This window comes from Ciceribacter sp. T2.26MG-112.2 (assembly GCF_900492205.1).
Taxonomy (GTDB): domain Bacteria; phylum Pseudomonadota; class Alphaproteobacteria; order Rhizobiales; family Rhizobiaceae; genus Allorhizobium; species Allorhizobium naphthalenivorans_A.
Map to the genome: position 1 here is coordinate 1 of NZ_UEYQ01000021.1, position 16,087 is coordinate 16,087.

Consider the following 16,087-nt stretch of genomic DNA (forward strand, 5'->3'; position numbering starts at 1 on the left):
TACATCCGCTACTACAACAATGATCGAATCCGGATGAAACTGAAAGGGCTGAGCCCTGTGCAATACAGGACCCAGCCCTTAAATCATTCCAGCCAATGAACCGTCCAAATTTATGGGGTCAGTTCACGAACCGGGGTTTCTGTGAGGGTTTGAGGCTTAGCGCGTCAGGCGCTTGTAAGCCTGGCTGCCCGGGTTGAGGGCATCGGGGCCGAGCCGGCGGACCTTGTCCTCTTCGTAGTCTTCGAAGTTGCCTTCGAACCATTCGACGTGGCCGTCGCCCTCGAAAGCCAGGATGTGGGTCGCCAGGCGGTCGAGGAACATGCGATCGTGCGAAATAATGATCGCGCAGCCGGCGAAGGCTTCCAGCGCGCTTTCGAGCGCCCCCAGCGTTTCGGTGTCGAGGTCGTTGGTCGGTTCGTCGAGCAGCAGGACGTTGCCGCCGGCCTTCAGCATTTTGGCGAGGTGAACGCGGTTGCGCTGACCACCTGAGAGATTGCCGACCTTCTGCTGCTGGTCGCCGCCCTTGAAGTTGAACGCGCCGCAATAGGCTCTGGAGTTCATGTCGAACTTGCCGAGCTTGATGACTTCGGCGCCGCCGGAGATTTCCTCCCAGACGGTCTTGTTGCCGTCGAGCGCATCACGGCTCTGGTCGACATAACCGAGATGCACGGTGTCACCGATGCGGATCGTGCCGGCATCCGGCTTCTCCTGGCCGGTGATCATCTTGAACAGCGTCGACTTGCCGGCGCCGTTCGGGCCGATGACGCCGACGATGCCACCCGGCGGCAGCTTGATCGACAGGTCCTTGATCAGCGTGCGGCCTTCGAAGCCCTTGGTGATGCCTTCCAGTTCGATGACCACGTTGCCGAGACGCTCGGAGACCGGGATGATGATCTGCGCGTCGCCGGGCCGGATGTTCTCGGCGGCATCCACCAGCTGTTCATAGGCCTTGATACGGGCCTTCGACTTGGCCTGACGGGCCTTCGGGCTGGAGGCGATCCATTCCTGCTCGCGCGACAGCGCCTTCTGCCGACCGGCTTCCTCGCGGCTTTCCTGCTGCATGCGCTTGGCCTTGGCGGCGAGGTAGGCGGAGTAGTTACCTTCGTAGGGGATGCCGCGACCACGGTCGAGCTCGAGGATCCAGCCCGTGACGTTGTCGAGGAAGTAGCGGTCGTGGGTGATCATCATCACGGCGCCGGGATAGTCGCGCAGGTGCTTTTCCAGCCAGGCGATCGTCTCGGCGTCCAGATGGTTGGTCGGTTCGTCGAGCAGCAGCAGGTCCGGCTGTGACAGCAGCAGGCGGCAGAGCGCGATACGACGACGCTCACCGCCCGAAAGCAGGGTCACGTCGGCATCCTTCGGCGGGCAGCGCAGGGCTTCCATCGCCATTTCGACCTGCTGTTCCAGGTCCCAGAGGTTCTGGCTGTCGATGATGTCCTGGAGCTTGGCGCCTTCATCCGCCGTCTCGTCGGAATAGTTCATCATCAGTTCGTTGTAGCGGTCGAGCACGGCCTGCTTGTCGGCCACGCCTTCCATGACGTTCTCGAAGGCGGTCTTGGTCGGGTCGAGGTGCGGCTCCTGCTCCAGATAGCCGACGGTCGCGCCTTCGGCGAGCCAGGCTTCCCCGGTGAACTCCTTGTCCTTGCCGGCGATGATGCGCAGCACGGTCGACTTACCCGCTCCGTTCGGGCCGAGAATGCCGATCTTGGCATCCGGATAGAAGGACAGATTGACGTTTTCGAGGATCTTCTTGGCGCCGTAAGACTTGTTCAGTCCCGACATGTGATAGATGAACTGGCGTGCCATCGTGTTGAATTGCTCCGCAGGCGTAAAGGGATTTTGCCGCTATGTAGGCGAAAGCGCCGCACGGGGCAATGCGCATGGCTGTCGAGGGGCCGCTTTTCTCGTCCGGCCAGGCCGCATTTGCATCAGTTCAACGCGGCGTGGTCGATCGAGAAGAGCTGGAGCCGGGTTTCGGTCGGACCGGCGACCGGCACCAGGCCTGGCCAGGAGCCGCCGGAAGCCAAAGCGGCAAAGAGCGGTGCCGTCTCTTGTGCCGGATCAAGCGGAAAACGGCAGATCGCCACATAATCGAACGGTTCAAGCGCTGAGCGACGCACGTCGGGGTCCTGTGTGGTGAAGGCAAGCAGGCTCCGCCGGATACCGGGCGAGGCCCGATGGAAGGGAACCGCCGCCACGGAGATGCCCGCCGGCGACCGCTCGATCAGATTGAGGGACAGGCCGATGGGTGCCATGACGATGCCGGGCGCAAGACCTTGAAGCACGGAGAAATCCTCGTCGCGGCAATCATCCGCGGACATCAGATGGACGGCGTCCATGCGGGTCGCTTCCTGCGGCACAATGAGAAAGATCAGGATCGGCGCGAGGGCCGCCAGGACGCCCGGCACCAGCCAGGCCAGTCTCTGCCCCGCCGTTCTGGTCGTCCGGCCGGAGACAAGACTATCGACGACGGCGGGAATGAAAAGCGCCATCAGCGAAGCGGGAAAGCGGATATAGCGGATCAGAGCCACGGTGAGCACCAGCGACGACAGCGCAACGAGCCATGCCACCAGATAACCCGGCCAGTTTCCCCCGACTTCCCGCGCAAGCGGCAGACTTCGCCAGGCGACCAGGCCGAGTGCGGAAAGCACGATCAGCATGATCAGCCCGATCCGTCCCTGCTGACGGAAATAAAGGATATCGTGCTCCTGGACCACTCGGTCGAGCCAGAGCGCCCTCGATACCGGATCGATCATCTGATAGGGGCCGGAAAGGCACAGCGGAAAGGCCAAGGCCAGCGTCGCACAGCCCATCAGCCCAAGGACGCCCAGCAGCAGGAAACGCGGGAGGGGGCGAGTCCGCTCCGGCAGAAAGCGCACCGCCCCCCAGAGAACAGCCGAAAATCCGGCCATCGCGGTGATATAGGGAGCGGAGAATGCATCGCATTGGACCGATGCCATCCCCGTCGGCCCGGCAAAGGCGAGCGACGAGAAGATCGTGGTGACAAACATGGAGGCGCTGGCGCGACGCAGGAAATCCGCAGCCCCCGGCCAGCCGAGGCCATAGGCGACAACCATCCCGCCAAAGGCGATGACGACGAAGGGCAGGCATTCGAGACCGACGACGACGGAAAGGGTTGCGGATAGGCCGACGGCCACCGCACCTGCGGACGACCATGCGGCGAGCCCCCAGAGCATGGTGACCATCAGCACCAGTTGGACATTGTGATGATCGATCCGGCCGGGCGCGAACTCGCTTGCCGCCACCGCCATGGCGATCACCGCTGCCATCAGCCCGATCGGCTTCATCTCCCGACCACCATTGAGCCGCCGCATCGTCTCGAAGGAAAGGACGGCGAACGGCAGGAACAGGATCGGCGGCCAGGCGAGCATCGCGAACTTCAGAGCGTCCTCAGGCGCAACGAACAGTCCGAACAGCCAGGCGAGCAGGACATAGGGCAGATCGACGAGCCTCGACCAGGGCGAGACATAGACTTCCGGCATGGTGATCATCGGCAGCCGCATGTCGAACCATGCGCCGGAGTCCACCAGATGGCGAAGCTGCAGATAACGCATCTGGTCGTCGATGTCGGCGACGATCGAACTGCCATCGGCCATGTCGAGCGCAATCAGGCCGGAAAGGACGGCCAGAAACAGCAGGAAGGGACCGAGCGGCCATGCTGTCCGGTCCGCCACGACGCCTCTCGTGCCGTTCATCATATTTTCCCCTTTGGTTCGCGCGCATCCTGACCGACCTGTCTAAAGATTTCCTTTGCGACAGGGGCCGATGCCATTAAACCCTTGCCCCCAAGCCAAGGAGGACGGGAATGGCATTCGAAACCAGTCGGCGGATCGCAACCGTCACGGGCGCGGAACTGAGCTACCGCCATCAGCCGGCGACTTCGCCGGCCAGGGGCATACTGGTGGTCTGCCACGGCCTTGCGGAACATTCACGCCGCTACCGCCGATTCGCCGAGGCGCTGTCGGCCGCGGGCTACCACGTCTTTTCCCATGACCACCGCGGCCACGGAGAAACCACGGCGTCCGACGCGCCGCCCGGACGCTTTGCCAGGCGCGAGGGCTGGAGGCTGGTGATCGCCGATACGCTGGCGCTCCGAGACTTCGCGGCCGGGCAATATCCCGGCCTGCCGGTCATCCTGTTCGGTCATTCCATGGGTGGCCTCATCGCGCTCAACACCGCGACGGATCATCCCGACGCCTTCGATGCGCTGGCGGTGTGGAATTCCAATCTCCATCCCGGCCCCGCCGGACGGCTGGCCCTGGCGGTGCTGGCGATCGAGCGCATGCTCAAGGGCTCCGACGTGCCGAGCCAGATCCTGCCCCGCGCCACCTTCCTGGCCTGGGGAAAGCGCATAGCCAACCGCCGGACCGACGCCGACTGGCTGTCGCGTGATCCACAAGAGGTCGACGCCTACGTGAACGACCCGCTGTGCGGCTTCGACGCCAGCGTCTCGATGTGGCGCGACGTGTTTGCGCTGACCTTTCGCGGTGCGTCGATCGAGCAATTGAACCGGCTGCCAAAGGCGAGGCCGATCCATCTGGTCGGCGGCGGACAGGATCCCGCGACCGACAATGCCAAGGCCGTCCAATGGCTGAGCCGGCGGCTCGCCCGGCTTGGTTTTTCGGCGGTCACGACGCGGATCTATCCCGACATGCGCCACGAAACCCTGAATGAAATCGGACGTGAAGAGGCCACCGCCGATTTCGTCGGATGGTGCGACACAGTGACCGCGTCTGCCGCGACATTTGATGCCTGAGGCGCTCGCAATGCCGAAACGGAATGATCCCATGAGAGAAATTCAAGTGCTTCCGGCTCGGCGCGAAGTTATAGATAGTTCAACGTAATTTGTCCGAAGCACCGCAGGCGCAAAGCTGTAGGCGGGCCGCACCGCAAAAGAGCAAGGCAGCGATGACCACCCCACCCGGACAATCCGCGCCGGCCCTGCCCGCCCCGTCCCCGGATGTGACGATCGGCCTGCTGCTGATGGTCGCCGCGGTGCTGATCGCGCCCTTCATCGACATCTTCTCCAAGCTCGCCACCGAAACCACCTCACCTATGGAGATCACCGCGGTGCGGTTCCTGCTCCAGATGGTGTTCATGCTGCCGATCTTCGTCTGGCGCAGGCGCTTGCCGCGCTTCTCCATGGCCAATACCGGCTCCCATATCGCCCGCGGCGGCCTGATCGCACTCTCGATGGTCTGCTACGTGACCGCGCTCTCGGTCATGTCGGTCGCGGACGCCCTGGCGATCTTCTTCATCGAGCCGATCATCCTGACGATCCTGTCGAGCATATTTCTCAAGGAAACCATAGGCTGGCGCCGCTACAGCGCCTGCGCTGTGGGATTCGCCGGAGCACTCCTGATCATCCAGCCGACCTTCGAGCAGGTCGGCTTCATCGCCCTTCTGCCGGCCGTCTCGGCCCTCTGCGTCGCCATCTTCGCCATCCTCACCCGCAGGCTCGCCCATCGCGAGGACCCCTGGTCGATGCAGATCGAAACCGGGTTCTGGGGGCTCGTGATTTCGCTGGCGGCGATCGCACTCCTCGGCCGGAGCATGCCGGCGACCTTCGCGCCGAGCCTGCCCGATCTCACCAGCATGGTGTGGATGACCGGCGTGGGCTTTGCTGCTGCGATCTCCGGCATATTCGGCGTCTATGCCTATCGTTCGGCGCCGGCCTCGACGCTCGCGCCGCTGCAATATCTAGAGATCGTCACCACGACGATCTTCGGCTGGCTGGTCTTCCGCGAATTCCCCGATCCGATCAAATGGCTGGGCATCGCCATCATCATCGGCTCCGGCCTCTTCATCATCTGGCGGGAGCGCCGCTTCTCCTCGAAGCCGGTCTCCGAGAACGCCACGCTTGCGCCATGACAGGACATTCCATGACCGATACGCAACCGAAGAAACCGCCGCTTGCCGGCATCCGTGTCCTTGAACTCGCCCGCGTTCTGGCTGGCCCGTGGGCGGGACAGATGCTCGCCGACATGGGCGCCGACGTCATCAAGGTGGAACATCCGGAGGGCGGAGACGACACCCGCGCCTGGGGCCCGCCCTTCGTCGAGGGCAAGGACGGCGAGAACCTGTCGGCCGCCTATTATCACTCGACCAATCGCAACAAGCGCTCGATCGCCGTCGACCTGAAGAGCGAGGAAGGCCAGGAGATCGTCCGACGCCTCGCCGCGACCTCCGACGTGGTGATCGAGAACTTCAAGCTCGGCGGCCTGAAGAAATACGTGCTCGATTATGAAAGCCTGAAGGCGGTCAATCCGAAGCTCGTCTACTGCTCGATCACCGGCTTCGGCCAGAACGGGCCATACGCCGAATTCGCCGGTTATGACTACATCGTCCAGGGCATGTCCGGCTTCATGTCGATCACCGGCGAGCCGGACGGCCAGCCGATGAAGGCGGGCGTGGCGATCGCCGACATCTTCACCGGCATCTATGCCGTCACCGCCATCCAGGCCGCGCTGATCCATGTGATGAAGACGGGCGAAGGCCAGTTCGTCGACATGGCGCTGCTCGACGTGATGTCCGGCGTGCTGGCCAACCAGAACCTCAACTACCTGATCTCGGGCAAGGCCCCGGTCCGGCTCGGCAACGCCCATCCGAACATCAGCCCTTACGAGGTGGTACCCACCGCCGACGGCCACTTGATCCTTGCGGTCGGCAATGACGGCCAGTTCAAGCGCCTCTGCGCCATTCTCGGCATTGCCGCGATCGCCGAGGACGAGCGCTTTGCCACCAACAAGGCCCGCGTCGCCAACAAGGTGGAAGTCCGCCGGATCGTTACCGCCGAGACGGAAAAATGGGCCAAGCGCGACCTGCTGACCGCATGCGAGACCAATGCCGTTCCGGCCGGGCCGATCAACTCGATCGCCGAAATGTTCGACGATCCGCAGGTCAAGGCCCGCGAACTGCGCATCGAACTCGAGGACGCCGACGGCAACGTCATTCCGGGTGTCCGCACGCCGATCGTACTGTCCGAGACGCCGCTGCGCTATGAGCGCCCGAGCCCGCGCGTGGGAGAACACCAGGAAGAAATCCTCGCCGAACTGGCTAAGATCGAAAGGGAGAGAGACCGATGAAAAAGACCGGTGGGGAACTGATCGTCGAGGCGCTCAAGGCCAATGGCGTCGAACGCGTCTCCTGCGTGCCGGGCGAAAGCTATCTGGCAGTTCTCGATGCGCTGCGTGACAGCGGCATCGAGACCCTCGTCTGCCGCCAGGAAGGCGGGGCCGCAATGATGGCGGACGCCTGGGGACGCCTGACCGGCAAGCCCGGCATCTGCATGGTGACCCGCGGACCGGGTGCGACCAATGCTTCCGCCGGCCTGCACATCGCCCGCCAGGATTCGATCCCGATGATCCTTTTCATCGGCCAGGTCGGCCGCGACATGCGCGAACGCGAGGCCTTCCAGGAGGTTGAGTACCGCCGCGCCTTCACCGAATTCGCCAAATGGGTCGGCGAGATCGACGACGCCCGCCGCATCCCGGAATTCGTCACCCGCGCCTTTGCCATTGCCACCTCCGGCCGTCCCGGTCCGGTCGTGCTGTCGCTGCCGGAAGACATGCTGGTGGACGAGGTCGAGGCATCGGCCGCCAAGGCCGCCATGGCGGTCGAAGCCCATCCCGGCCCGTCGCAGATCGAGCGGCTGGGCGAGATGCTGAGCACCGCCAAGCGCCCGATCGCCATTCTCGGCGGCACGCGCTGGACCAAGCAGGCCGTTTCCGAGTTCGAGACCTTCGCCAATCGCTGGAAACTGCCGATCGGTTGCTCCTTCCGCCGCCAGATGCTGTTCGACCATCTGAACCCATCCTACGCCGGCGATGTCGGCATCGGCATCAATCCGGCTCTGTCAAGGGAGATCAAGGAGGCCGACCTCGTTCTGCTGATCGGCGGGCGTTTCTCGGAAATGCCATCCTCCAGCTACACGCTGCTCGACGTCCCCTACCCGTCACAGACGCTGGTGCATGTCTATCCGGATCCCTCCGAGCTTGGCCGCGTCTATCGCCCGGACCTCGCCATCTGCGCCGCGCCGGTCGAGTTCGTCGGCGCGCTGAAGGCGCTGAAGGCGCCGGAACAGCCGATCTGGGCCGCCCGCACCGAGGCAATGCATTCGGCCTATCTCTCGTGGTCGACACCGCCGACCCAAGGCCCCGGCCCGGTCCGCATGGGGCCGATCATGGACTGGATCGAGGCCAACACGGCCGAGGACACTATTTTCACCAACGGTGCGGGCAATTACGCCACCTGGGTGCACCGCTTCCATCGCTTCCGCGACTTCGCCACCCAGGCCGCCCCGACGTCGGGCTCGATGGGCTACGGCCTGCCCGCCGCCGTCGCCGCCAAGGCGCTGCATCCGGATCGTGAAGTCATCTGCTTCGCCGGGGACGGCTGCTTCATGATGCACGGCCAGGAATTCGCCACCGCCATCCGCTATGACCTGCCGATCATCGTCTGCCTGGTGAACAACGGCATCTACGGCACGATCCGCATGCACCAGGAGCGGGAATATCCCGGCCGCGTCAGCGCCACCGACCTCACCAACCCCGACTTCGCCGCCTTCGCCCGCGCCTATGGCGGCCATGGCGAGACGGTCGAGGCGACGGAAGATTTTGCAGGTGCCTTCGAACGTGCGCGCGCCTCGGGCAAGCCCTCGATCATCGAGATCAAGCTCGATCCGGAAGCGATCACGCCGATGAAGACCTTGACTCAGATTCGCGAGAAGATCTGACAAGCCGTTCAGATCAAGAGGAAAGAGGCCGGGAGCGATCCCGGCCTTTTCTTGTTTCGGATAGTGAAGGTGATCAGATTGCCGCGGTGACGATGAACTCGACCTTGTAGTCCGGGGTCGCAAGCGCTGCCTCGCTGGTGGCGCGGGCCGGCGGGTTCTTCGGGTCGATCCAGGCTTCCCAGACGGCGTTCATTTCGCCGAACGTCGACATGTCGGAGAGGTAGATGATCGTCTGCAGGATCTTCGACTTGTCCGAGCCGGCCAGCGCCAGCAGGCGTTCGACTTCAGCCAGAGCCGACTTCGACTGTTCGGTGACGGAGGTGCCGTCGCCGACCTGGCCGGCCAGATAAACGGTGTTGCCGTGGACGACGGCGCCGCTCATGCGGGCGCCCGGCTCGATACGCTTGATGGTCATGAGAAATACTCCTGTTGGACGTGATGGGACGGAAAGGCGAAAGGGCGAGCGAAAGCCGCGACGGCTTGCTCAGCCGCGCAGGTGCTGGCTCTTCTGGTAAACTGCGGTCGAACGCGCCCCCGAACGGCAATAGCCGAGCATCGGCCGGTCGAAATCGTCGAGCGCATCGACCATGCCGGAAATGGCCTCGGGCGTGACGCCCATCGGGCCGACGGGAACATGGGCGATCTTGAGGCCGAGTTCTTCGGCGCGCTGAGCGATCTCGGCGAAGGTCGGCTGGCCGGCCTCTTCGCCGTCAGGCCGATGGCAGACGATGGACTTGAAGCCGAGCGCCTTGATCGTGTCGAGATCATCGACCGAGATCTGGCCGGTTACGGAGTATTCGTCGTTGATCTGCGAAATGTTCATGGCGTGCTCCCTGCTTGCGAGGGGCAAACATCTACGATGGGCATGCGCGGTCGTCAATTGCCGACCGCCCCGTTCCACGGGCCATGACAGTGTCAGACGAAGGCGAAGGCGAGCCCGTATTCGCGGCTTTCGCCCGGCGCGAGATCGACGAGTTCGCCGCGCTCGGCAAGTTTGGCGCGCGGCTCCCATCGATGCGAGACCGGCTCTATGCCGAGCACATGGGCGGGAGAAGCCTGGTTGCGCCAGACCTGCAGAAAAGGCAGCGTGTCGGTGCGGAAGCGCACCAGCAGCGTCTTGCCGCTGATCGCGGCGATCGGCCCGAGCCGGACCTCGGCCCATCCGCCCTTGCCGGCCGGCACGCAGAACACGCCGCCATCGCCCTCACCGAAGGCCCAGGGAAAACCGCCGCCGTCGAGCATCGCGCCTTCGAGCCGCACCCCGTCGTCGAAGTGCCTTGCCCCGAGGTTCATATGGTACATCAGGAAGGCCGGGAAAGCCTTCATGCCTGTGTTGGTCAAGGTATCGGAAAGGCTCACCTCCCCTGTCGTCCCGTTGATACGCCAGCAGCGGTCGAGACGCGCGCTTCCGCCGTCCGACAGCACCACATCGACGACGGCACGGCATTCGAGGTCGTTTCCTTCGCCCGAGACCGCCACCTCGCGCGCCGGATGGGACGAGAAGGAGCCGTGCAGCGGATATGAGCCGGCCTTGCCTCCTCCGATCGGTTCAGGATGGCGAATATGGTCGGGACCGCAGGTGAACAGAAAACCCTCGAGCGAGTGATCGATGCGCGGATCGCCGTCGTCCGGAATGGCGCGGCCGGGAGCGAGATCGACACCCTCGACCACACAGCCGGCGATATCGAGCACCGAGCCCTCGTCGAGCGACAGCACCGGCCCTTTGGACCCATTGAATTTCATCATGCGGCAGGCTCCTCGACCGGCGGCAGCAGCGATTGAAGCTGCCCGCTGGCGATCATCGTCTCGACGCCGGACAATCCGTCGTCGATTGCTGTGAGGTACGGCAAATCGAGACTTCCCTCAAGCCAGCGCTGATAGTCGCCGGCGCGAAGCTTGAGCCGCCGATAACCGTCCATGCCGGCCTGGGTGAGGGTCAGAAGCTCGAATCGGCGGTCCGCGCGGTCACGATGGCGTTCCAGCCAGCGGCGATCCTCAAGCGCCTTCACCGCCCGGCTGATCTTGGTCTTGCTCAGTCCGGAATGGCCACAGATTGCCTTTGCCGTCGCATGCACCTTCTCGCCGAGCGACCACAAGACCTGCCACTCCGCCCAGGTAATCTCCTCGCTCTCGCCGCAGAAGCGCATGAAATGCGAACTCATCCGCTCGGCCGCGCGATCAAGCCGATACGGCAGGAAATGATCTATCTCGAAATCGTTCTGCATCGCCCCCCTCATGATGTTCGGACAGGGCCGCCCCAGCCGGCCCCGCCTCCTCCGCTTCAAATCTTTCTAGCGAGCGGATTTTAAAACAATATTCACCATGAATTCACCTTTTCCACACTAGTGTCAAATTTGGCGCGTTGTAGGTTCAGTCAGAAAAGAAGGAGTGAATCGTGGCCGATATGATCAAAGCTGGAGTGATGGTTGCCTCCGTCGCCGCCCTTTTGGCGGCCGTCGCCGCACCCGCCCTTGCCAATGATCCCTATGGCTATCGCAACAGCCAGGTTCTGCTGGTCTCCCCGGAGGGTGATCTTCTCGACTACATGCCCGAAGAGGGCGAAGTCGTGATCAGCCGGGACAATATGGGCCGCCGGGTACTCATCGACCGATTCGGCAATCTCATTGCCACGGAAATCCCGGCGGAGACCTATTTCCCGCGGCAACGCCAGGCCCGGGCTCCGGCCGCCTACGACGATTTCGGAGCGCCGCAACCCGGCTGGGAGGATGACGGCATTGTCACCGGTGCCATCCCCGGCCCCGGCGTGATCGATCGCCAGCCGCTCGACGAACCGCTGCCCGGCATGCCCTCCGGTGGACCGGACATGGCACCGCCCGCCGAACAGGCCCCGACCCGCACGGTCACCCCCGACATCCCGGTGAAGAGCAATCTGTCGCAACTGGAAATCACCGCGCTGCAGGTCTTCCTCGACCGGGAGGGCGTCTCCCCCGGGGTCATCGACGGCAAGATGGGCCAGAACGTCAACAAGGCGCTGGTCGCCTGGCAGCAGATCACCGGCGAGACCATCGATCCGAACAATGCCGAGGACATCCTCGAGCGCCTCCGCCTCTCCGGCGGACTGGCGATCACGTCCTACACCATCACGCCCGGCGACGCGGCCGGCCCTTACGTCGCGGCCATCCCCGAGGACTACGCCCACAAGGCGCAACTCCCGGCGCTGTCATTCACCTCGACTGCCGAAATGCTGGCCGAGAAGTTCCATATGGACGAGGCCTATCTGCGCGCCCTCAACCCGGGTGTCGACTTCACCATTCCGGGCACCATCATCAAGGTCGTCGATCCCGGACAGGCGAAGAAGGGCGAGGTCGCACGGATCGTCGCCAACAAGGGCCTGAAGCAGATCTTTGCCTACGGCCCCGACGGCGCCCTGGTGGCCGCCTATCCGGCCAGCATCGGCTCTACCGACACCCCGTCGCCCTCGGGCACCGTCACCGTCGAACGCATCGCCTTTGATCCCGGATATACCTACAATCCGAAGATCAATTTCCAGCAGGGCGCGAACGACAAGGTCCTGTCGATCCCGCCGGGTCCGAACGGTCCGGTCGGCACGGTCTGGATGGCGCTCTCCAAGCCGACCTACGGCATTCACGGCACGCCGGAACCGTCGAAGATCGGCCGCACCCAGAGCCATGGCTGCATCCGCATGACCAACTGGGACGCCACCGAACTCGCCAAGATGACCAAGGCCGGCGTGACGGTCGAATTCATCGACTGAGCGCACGCCAGCTTCACCCTCCGCACATGAGCATACAAAAGAGCCGCCAGACGATCATCTGGCGGCTCTTTTGTCGCACTGCTCGGGAGGATCGGGAGGATCAAGCAGCGTCGCGAACGATGCGGAACAGTCGCCTTGGCTCCTGGCTCCGAATGACCTTGACCGGCAGCAGGCGTCGGACTTCCCCGGCGAAGGCCTGGGCATTCTCGCGTGCCTTGTCGAGATTGCTGATCCGTGACGCATCCATGTCGTAGAGCGTGCCGCCACAGTCGAAGATCTCGCGAAAAGCGGAACGCTCGACGATCGGTGTATCCACGACATTGACGCCGCGAGCGGAGAGAAGACCCTTGATGGTCAGAAGGGCGCGCGTCGTTACCATCGAGGCAACCCGTGTGAGCACCACGGAATGGGCAATCTTCAGCCGGCCGGTCTCTTCCATCAGCTTGATCAGGTCGAGAATTTGCGCGGCACCCTTGGCGTCCATTGCGCAGCCCTGGACCGGGATCATCACATGATCGGAAAGACCGATGGCCGTCGTGACGATGGCATCCCTGGCCCCGGCGAGATCGATGATCGTGTAGTCGGCGGTGCGCGACGATTCGCGCAGGTGGCCCTGGATCGACGCAACCGAGACCTGCGAAATCACCTCGATATTGTGTTGCGGTCCGGAAAGCTCGTGCCACTGGGTGATCCAGCGCTGCGGATCGGCATCGAGGATGGCGACGCGGTAGCCCTGGTGGGCGAGTTCGGTCGCAAGCAAAAGGGCCGCAGTGGTCTTGCCGGCACCACCCTTGGCATTAGCGAATGAGATGACTGGCATGCTTTTTCCTCGAAAGGCTATGGGCCGAGCGTCTGATCGCTCTCGCAGGCACCCTTGGCTCATGGTGCCGGTAAATTCATCATTGCTAATTATGGTTAACAAAACGGAAAGAGCGCCGGACGCCAGCCTCCCCAAAAATGGTAGTCCCGACCTTCATCCTCCTGATCCACAAAAGAAAAAAGCCCGCGGCACAGACAGCGCCGCAGGCTTGATGATTGAAAGTTTTGCAAGCCCTCAGAAGCAGTCGAGGAACAAGGCCTTTGTATTCTCCAGCGTCATCTTCACCGGGTTGCCGCCGCAGCTCGGATCCTCGATCGCCATGGCGGTCAGTTCATCGACGCGATCGGACTTGATGCCCATGGCCGTCAGGTTTTCCGGTACGCCCAGTTCGGCGCGCAGCGACAGGACATAGTCGTAGAAGCCGTCGAAACCGCCCGAGATGCCGAGATAGGCCGCCGCGCGAGCGATCTTCTCCTCGATCGCCGAGCGATTGAACTTGAGCACCGGCGGCATGACGACGGCATTGGTCATGCCGTGATGGGTATTGTAGACCGCGCCGATCGGGTGCGACAGCGAATGGATGGCGCCGAGCCCCTTCTGGAAGGCGACGGCGCCCATGGCGGCGGCCGACATCATGTTGGTGCGCGCTTCAATGTCCGTGCCGTCATGATAGGCGCGCGGCAGGTATTCCTTGACCAGCCGCATGCCTTCGAGCGCGATACCCTGGCTCATGGGATGGTAGAAGGGCGAGGAATAGGCCTCGAGGCAATGGGCGAATGCGTCCATGCCGGTGCCAGCGGTGATCATCTTCGGCATGCCGACGGTCAGTTCCGGATCGGCGATCACGACGCCCGGCAAGAACTTCGGATGGAAGATGATCTTCTTCACATGGGTCTTGGAATTGGTGATGACCGAGGCGCGGCCGACCTCCGAGCCCGTGCCAGCCGTCGTCGGGACCGCGACGATCGGCGCGATGCCGTCGGAATTGGCCCGCGTCCACCAGTCGCCGATGTCTTCGAAGTCCCACACCGGGCGGGTCTGGCCGGCCATGAAGGCCACGCACTTGCCGAGATCCAGCCCCGAACCGCCGCCGAAGGCGACGACACCGTCATGGCCGCCGTCCTTGTAGGCCTTGATGCCGGCTTCGAGGTTGATCTCGTTCGGGTTCGGGTCGACGTCGGCGAAAATCGCGCGACCAAGACCGGCTTCTTCCAGAACATCAAGCGCCGCCTGGGTGATCTGCATCGGCGCGAGACCCCGGTCGGTGACCAGAAGCGGTTTCTTCATGCCGAGCGACTTGCAGGCGTCCGCCAGTTCCTTGATCCTGCCGCGTCCCATCTTGATGGCGGTCGGATAGCTCCAGTTTGCGACGATGTTCATTTCGTGACCTTCTTGAGGTGGTAGGATTTCGGACGGGTGAGGTTCTGGAAGCCGAGGACGGAGAGCGAACCGCCCTTGCCGGTCTCCTTGCAGCCGGTCCAGCACAATGCCGGATCGAGATAGTCGGCGCGGTTCATGAACACGGTGCCCGTCTCGATCTCTCGGCCGATGCGGGCGGCACGCTCCGGATCCTGCGTCCACAGCGATGCCGTCAGGCCATAGGGGCTGTCGTTCATCAGGGCGAGCGCTTCCTCGTCGTTCTTGACCTTCATGATGCCGACGGCCGGACCGAAGGTCTCGTCCTTCATGAAGGACATGGAGTGATCGACGTTCACCAGGATCTGCGGCATCAGATAGGCGTGGCCGTCGTCCTGCGGAAAGAGCTTCGGATCGACGAGCGCCTTGGCGCCCTTGGCGACTGCGGCGGCGATCTGCTCGCGCACATGCGCGGCGAAGCGGCGATGTGCCATCGGACCGAGCGTGGTTTCCGGATCGAGCGGATTGCCGAGCTTATAGTTCGACACCCAGGCGACCGACTTCTCGACGAATGCGTCGTAGAGGTTCTCGTTCACATAGATGCGCTCGATGCCGCAGCAGCACTGGCCGGAATTATAGGTGGCACCATCCATCAGCGTGTCGACGGCGGCGTCGAGATCGGCGTCCTCCATCACATAGCCCGGATCCTTGCCGCCGAGTTCGAGGCCGATGCCGGCAAACGTGCCGGCCGCCGCCCGCTCGATGGAGCGGCCGCCTTCGACCGAACCGGTGAAATTGATGAAGTTGAACTTGCCGGTGGCGATCAGCGCCGAGGTTGTGGCGTGATCGAGGAACAGGTTGACGAAGACGTCGTCGGGAACGCCGGCCTCGACGAAGGCCCGGACCATGCGCTCGCCGACCAGCAGCGTCTGCGTCGCGTGCTTGATGACGACGGTATTGCCGGCCATCAGGGCGGGCGCAACCGTGTTGATCGCCGTCATGTAGGGATAGTTCCACGGCGCGATGACGAGGACGACGCCGTGCGGCTCGCGCTCGATGCGGCGCTCGAAGGTCACACTGTCTTCGACGACGAGCGGCCCAAGCGCATCGGCCGCGATCGAGGCGACATAGTTGGAGCGCTCATTGAAGCCCTTGTATTCGCCGCCGTAACGCACCGGCCGGCCCATCATGTGGGCGAGTTCCGGCACGACTTCGTCGGCCATCTCATTGAGCCGCGCGACACCCTTCAGAACGAGCTGGACGCGCTCCTCGAGCGGACGCCGCGCCCAGGCCTTCTGCGCCTTGCGCGCACGCGCCACCGCCTCGCTGGCGGCCTCCAGTGACATGGCCGGACGCTCGGCATAGACCGATCCGTCGATCGGCGAAATACATTTGATCATTGTCATCTTCTTCTCCAGAT

The 16,087-nt window shown here is 63.5% G+C and carries 15 protein-coding genes; 6 read left to right on the forward strand and 9 right to left on the reverse strand.

The window, feature by feature from the left end; translation table 11 throughout:
- On the forward strand, positions 1-99 hold a 99-nt coding region (locus DYZ14_RS19590; RefSeq protein ID WP_154721963.1), incomplete at its 5' end, for an IS3 family transposase.
- 57 nt (positions 100-156) lie between these two features.
- On the opposite strand, the gene ettA is transcribed toward DYZ14_RS19590, so the two are convergent.
- Both ettA and DYZ14_RS19600 read right to left on the reverse strand, forming a co-directional pair.
- Positions 157-1,806 carry an energy-dependent translational throttle protein EttA gene (ettA, locus tag DYZ14_RS19595; protein WP_115669106.1) on the reverse strand — a complete coding sequence of 550 codons (1,650 nt, stop codon included), beginning with the start codon at positions 1,804-1,806 and terminating at the stop codon, positions 157-159.
- 122 nt (positions 1,807-1,928) lie between these two features.
- Positions 1,929-3,716 (reverse strand): hypothetical protein, encoded by a 1,788-nt coding sequence (locus DYZ14_RS19600; protein ID WP_154722257.1) that lies wholly within the window; start codon positions 3,714-3,716, stop codon positions 1,929-1,931.
- Positions 3,717-3,826: 110 nt separating this feature from the next.
- Between DYZ14_RS19600 and DYZ14_RS19605 the strand changes: the two genes are divergently transcribed.
- The 4 genes from DYZ14_RS19605 (at position 3,827) to DYZ14_RS19620 (ending at position 8,755) form a co-directional block, all read left to right on the forward strand.
- Entirely contained in the window at positions 3,827-4,777 is a 951-nt protein-coding gene (locus DYZ14_RS19605; RefSeq protein ID WP_154722258.1) for an alpha/beta hydrolase, read from the forward strand.
- A 152-nt stretch (positions 4,778-4,929) separates the two neighbouring features.
- Positions 4,930-5,892, forward strand: a complete 963-nt coding sequence (locus DYZ14_RS19610) for a DMT family transporter (protein WP_154722259.1) — start codon at positions 4,930-4,932, stop codon at positions 5,890-5,892.
- An 11-nt stretch (positions 5,893-5,903) separates the two neighbouring features.
- Positions 5,904-7,106, forward strand: coding sequence for a CaiB/BaiF CoA transferase family protein (locus DYZ14_RS19615; protein WP_154722260.1), 1,203 nt, complete (start codon positions 5,904-5,906; stop codon positions 7,104-7,106).
- Positions 7,103-8,755 (forward strand): thiamine pyrophosphate-binding protein, encoded by a 1,653-nt coding sequence (locus tag DYZ14_RS19620; RefSeq protein ID WP_154722261.1) that lies wholly within the window; start codon positions 7,103-7,105, stop codon positions 8,753-8,755. Before DYZ14_RS19615 ends, DYZ14_RS19620 begins: the two co-directional genes overlap by 4 nt.
- A 73-nt stretch (positions 8,756-8,828) precedes the next feature.
- On the opposite strand, the gene DYZ14_RS19625 is transcribed toward DYZ14_RS19620, so the two are convergent.
- The 4 genes from DYZ14_RS19625 to DYZ14_RS19640 all read right to left on the reverse strand — a co-directional run bounded on the left by DYZ14_RS19625 (position 8,829) and on the right by DYZ14_RS19640 (position 10,980).
- On the reverse strand, positions 8,829-9,170 hold the full coding sequence (locus tag DYZ14_RS19625; RefSeq protein WP_028735589.1) for a RidA family protein: 342 nt from the start codon (positions 9,168-9,170) through the stop codon (positions 8,829-8,831).
- Positions 9,171-9,239: 69 nt separating this feature from the next.
- The gene (locus DYZ14_RS19630; protein ID WP_154722262.1) at positions 9,240-9,578 is read right to left on the reverse strand and encodes a TIGR01244 family sulfur transferase; all 339 of its coding nucleotides are present in this window, start codon (positions 9,576-9,578) and stop codon (positions 9,240-9,242) included.
- 92 nt (positions 9,579-9,670) lie between these two features.
- Positions 9,671-10,501: a DUF4432 family protein gene (locus tag DYZ14_RS19635; protein ID WP_154722263.1), complete on the reverse strand. Its 831-nt coding sequence runs from the start codon at positions 10,499-10,501 to the stop codon at positions 9,671-9,673.
- Positions 10,498-10,980: a MarR family winged helix-turn-helix transcriptional regulator gene (locus tag DYZ14_RS19640; RefSeq protein WP_154722264.1), complete on the reverse strand. Its 483-nt coding sequence runs from the start codon at positions 10,978-10,980 to the stop codon at positions 10,498-10,500. Before DYZ14_RS19640 ends, DYZ14_RS19635 begins: the two co-directional genes overlap by 4 nt.
- 179 nt (positions 10,981-11,159) lie before the next feature.
- Between DYZ14_RS19640 and DYZ14_RS19645 the strand changes: the two genes are divergently transcribed.
- Positions 11,160-12,491: a L,D-transpeptidase gene (locus tag DYZ14_RS19645; RefSeq protein WP_154722298.1), complete on the forward strand. Its 1,332-nt coding sequence runs from the start codon at positions 11,160-11,162 to the stop codon at positions 12,489-12,491.
- Between the two features lie 100 nt (positions 12,492-12,591).
- Here the strand turns inward: DYZ14_RS19645 and DYZ14_RS19650 are convergent, their stop codons facing one another.
- The 3 genes from DYZ14_RS19650 to DYZ14_RS19660 all read right to left on the reverse strand — a co-directional run bounded on the left by DYZ14_RS19650 (position 12,592) and on the right by DYZ14_RS19660 (position 16,073).
- On the reverse strand, positions 12,592-13,311 hold the full coding sequence (locus DYZ14_RS19650) for a ParA family protein (protein ID WP_154722265.1): 720 nt from the start codon (positions 13,309-13,311) through the stop codon (positions 12,592-12,594).
- 234 nt (positions 13,312-13,545) lie between these two features.
- The gene (locus tag DYZ14_RS19655; protein ID WP_115669096.1) at positions 13,546-14,691 is read right to left on the reverse strand and encodes an iron-containing alcohol dehydrogenase; all 1,146 of its coding nucleotides are present in this window, start codon (positions 14,689-14,691) and stop codon (positions 13,546-13,548) included.
- Positions 14,688-16,073, reverse strand: a complete 1,386-nt coding sequence (locus DYZ14_RS19660; protein WP_154722266.1) for an aldehyde dehydrogenase family protein — start codon at positions 16,071-16,073, stop codon at positions 14,688-14,690. Before DYZ14_RS19660 ends, DYZ14_RS19655 begins: the two co-directional genes overlap by 4 nt.
- Positions 16,074-16,087: the final 14 nt, after the last annotated feature.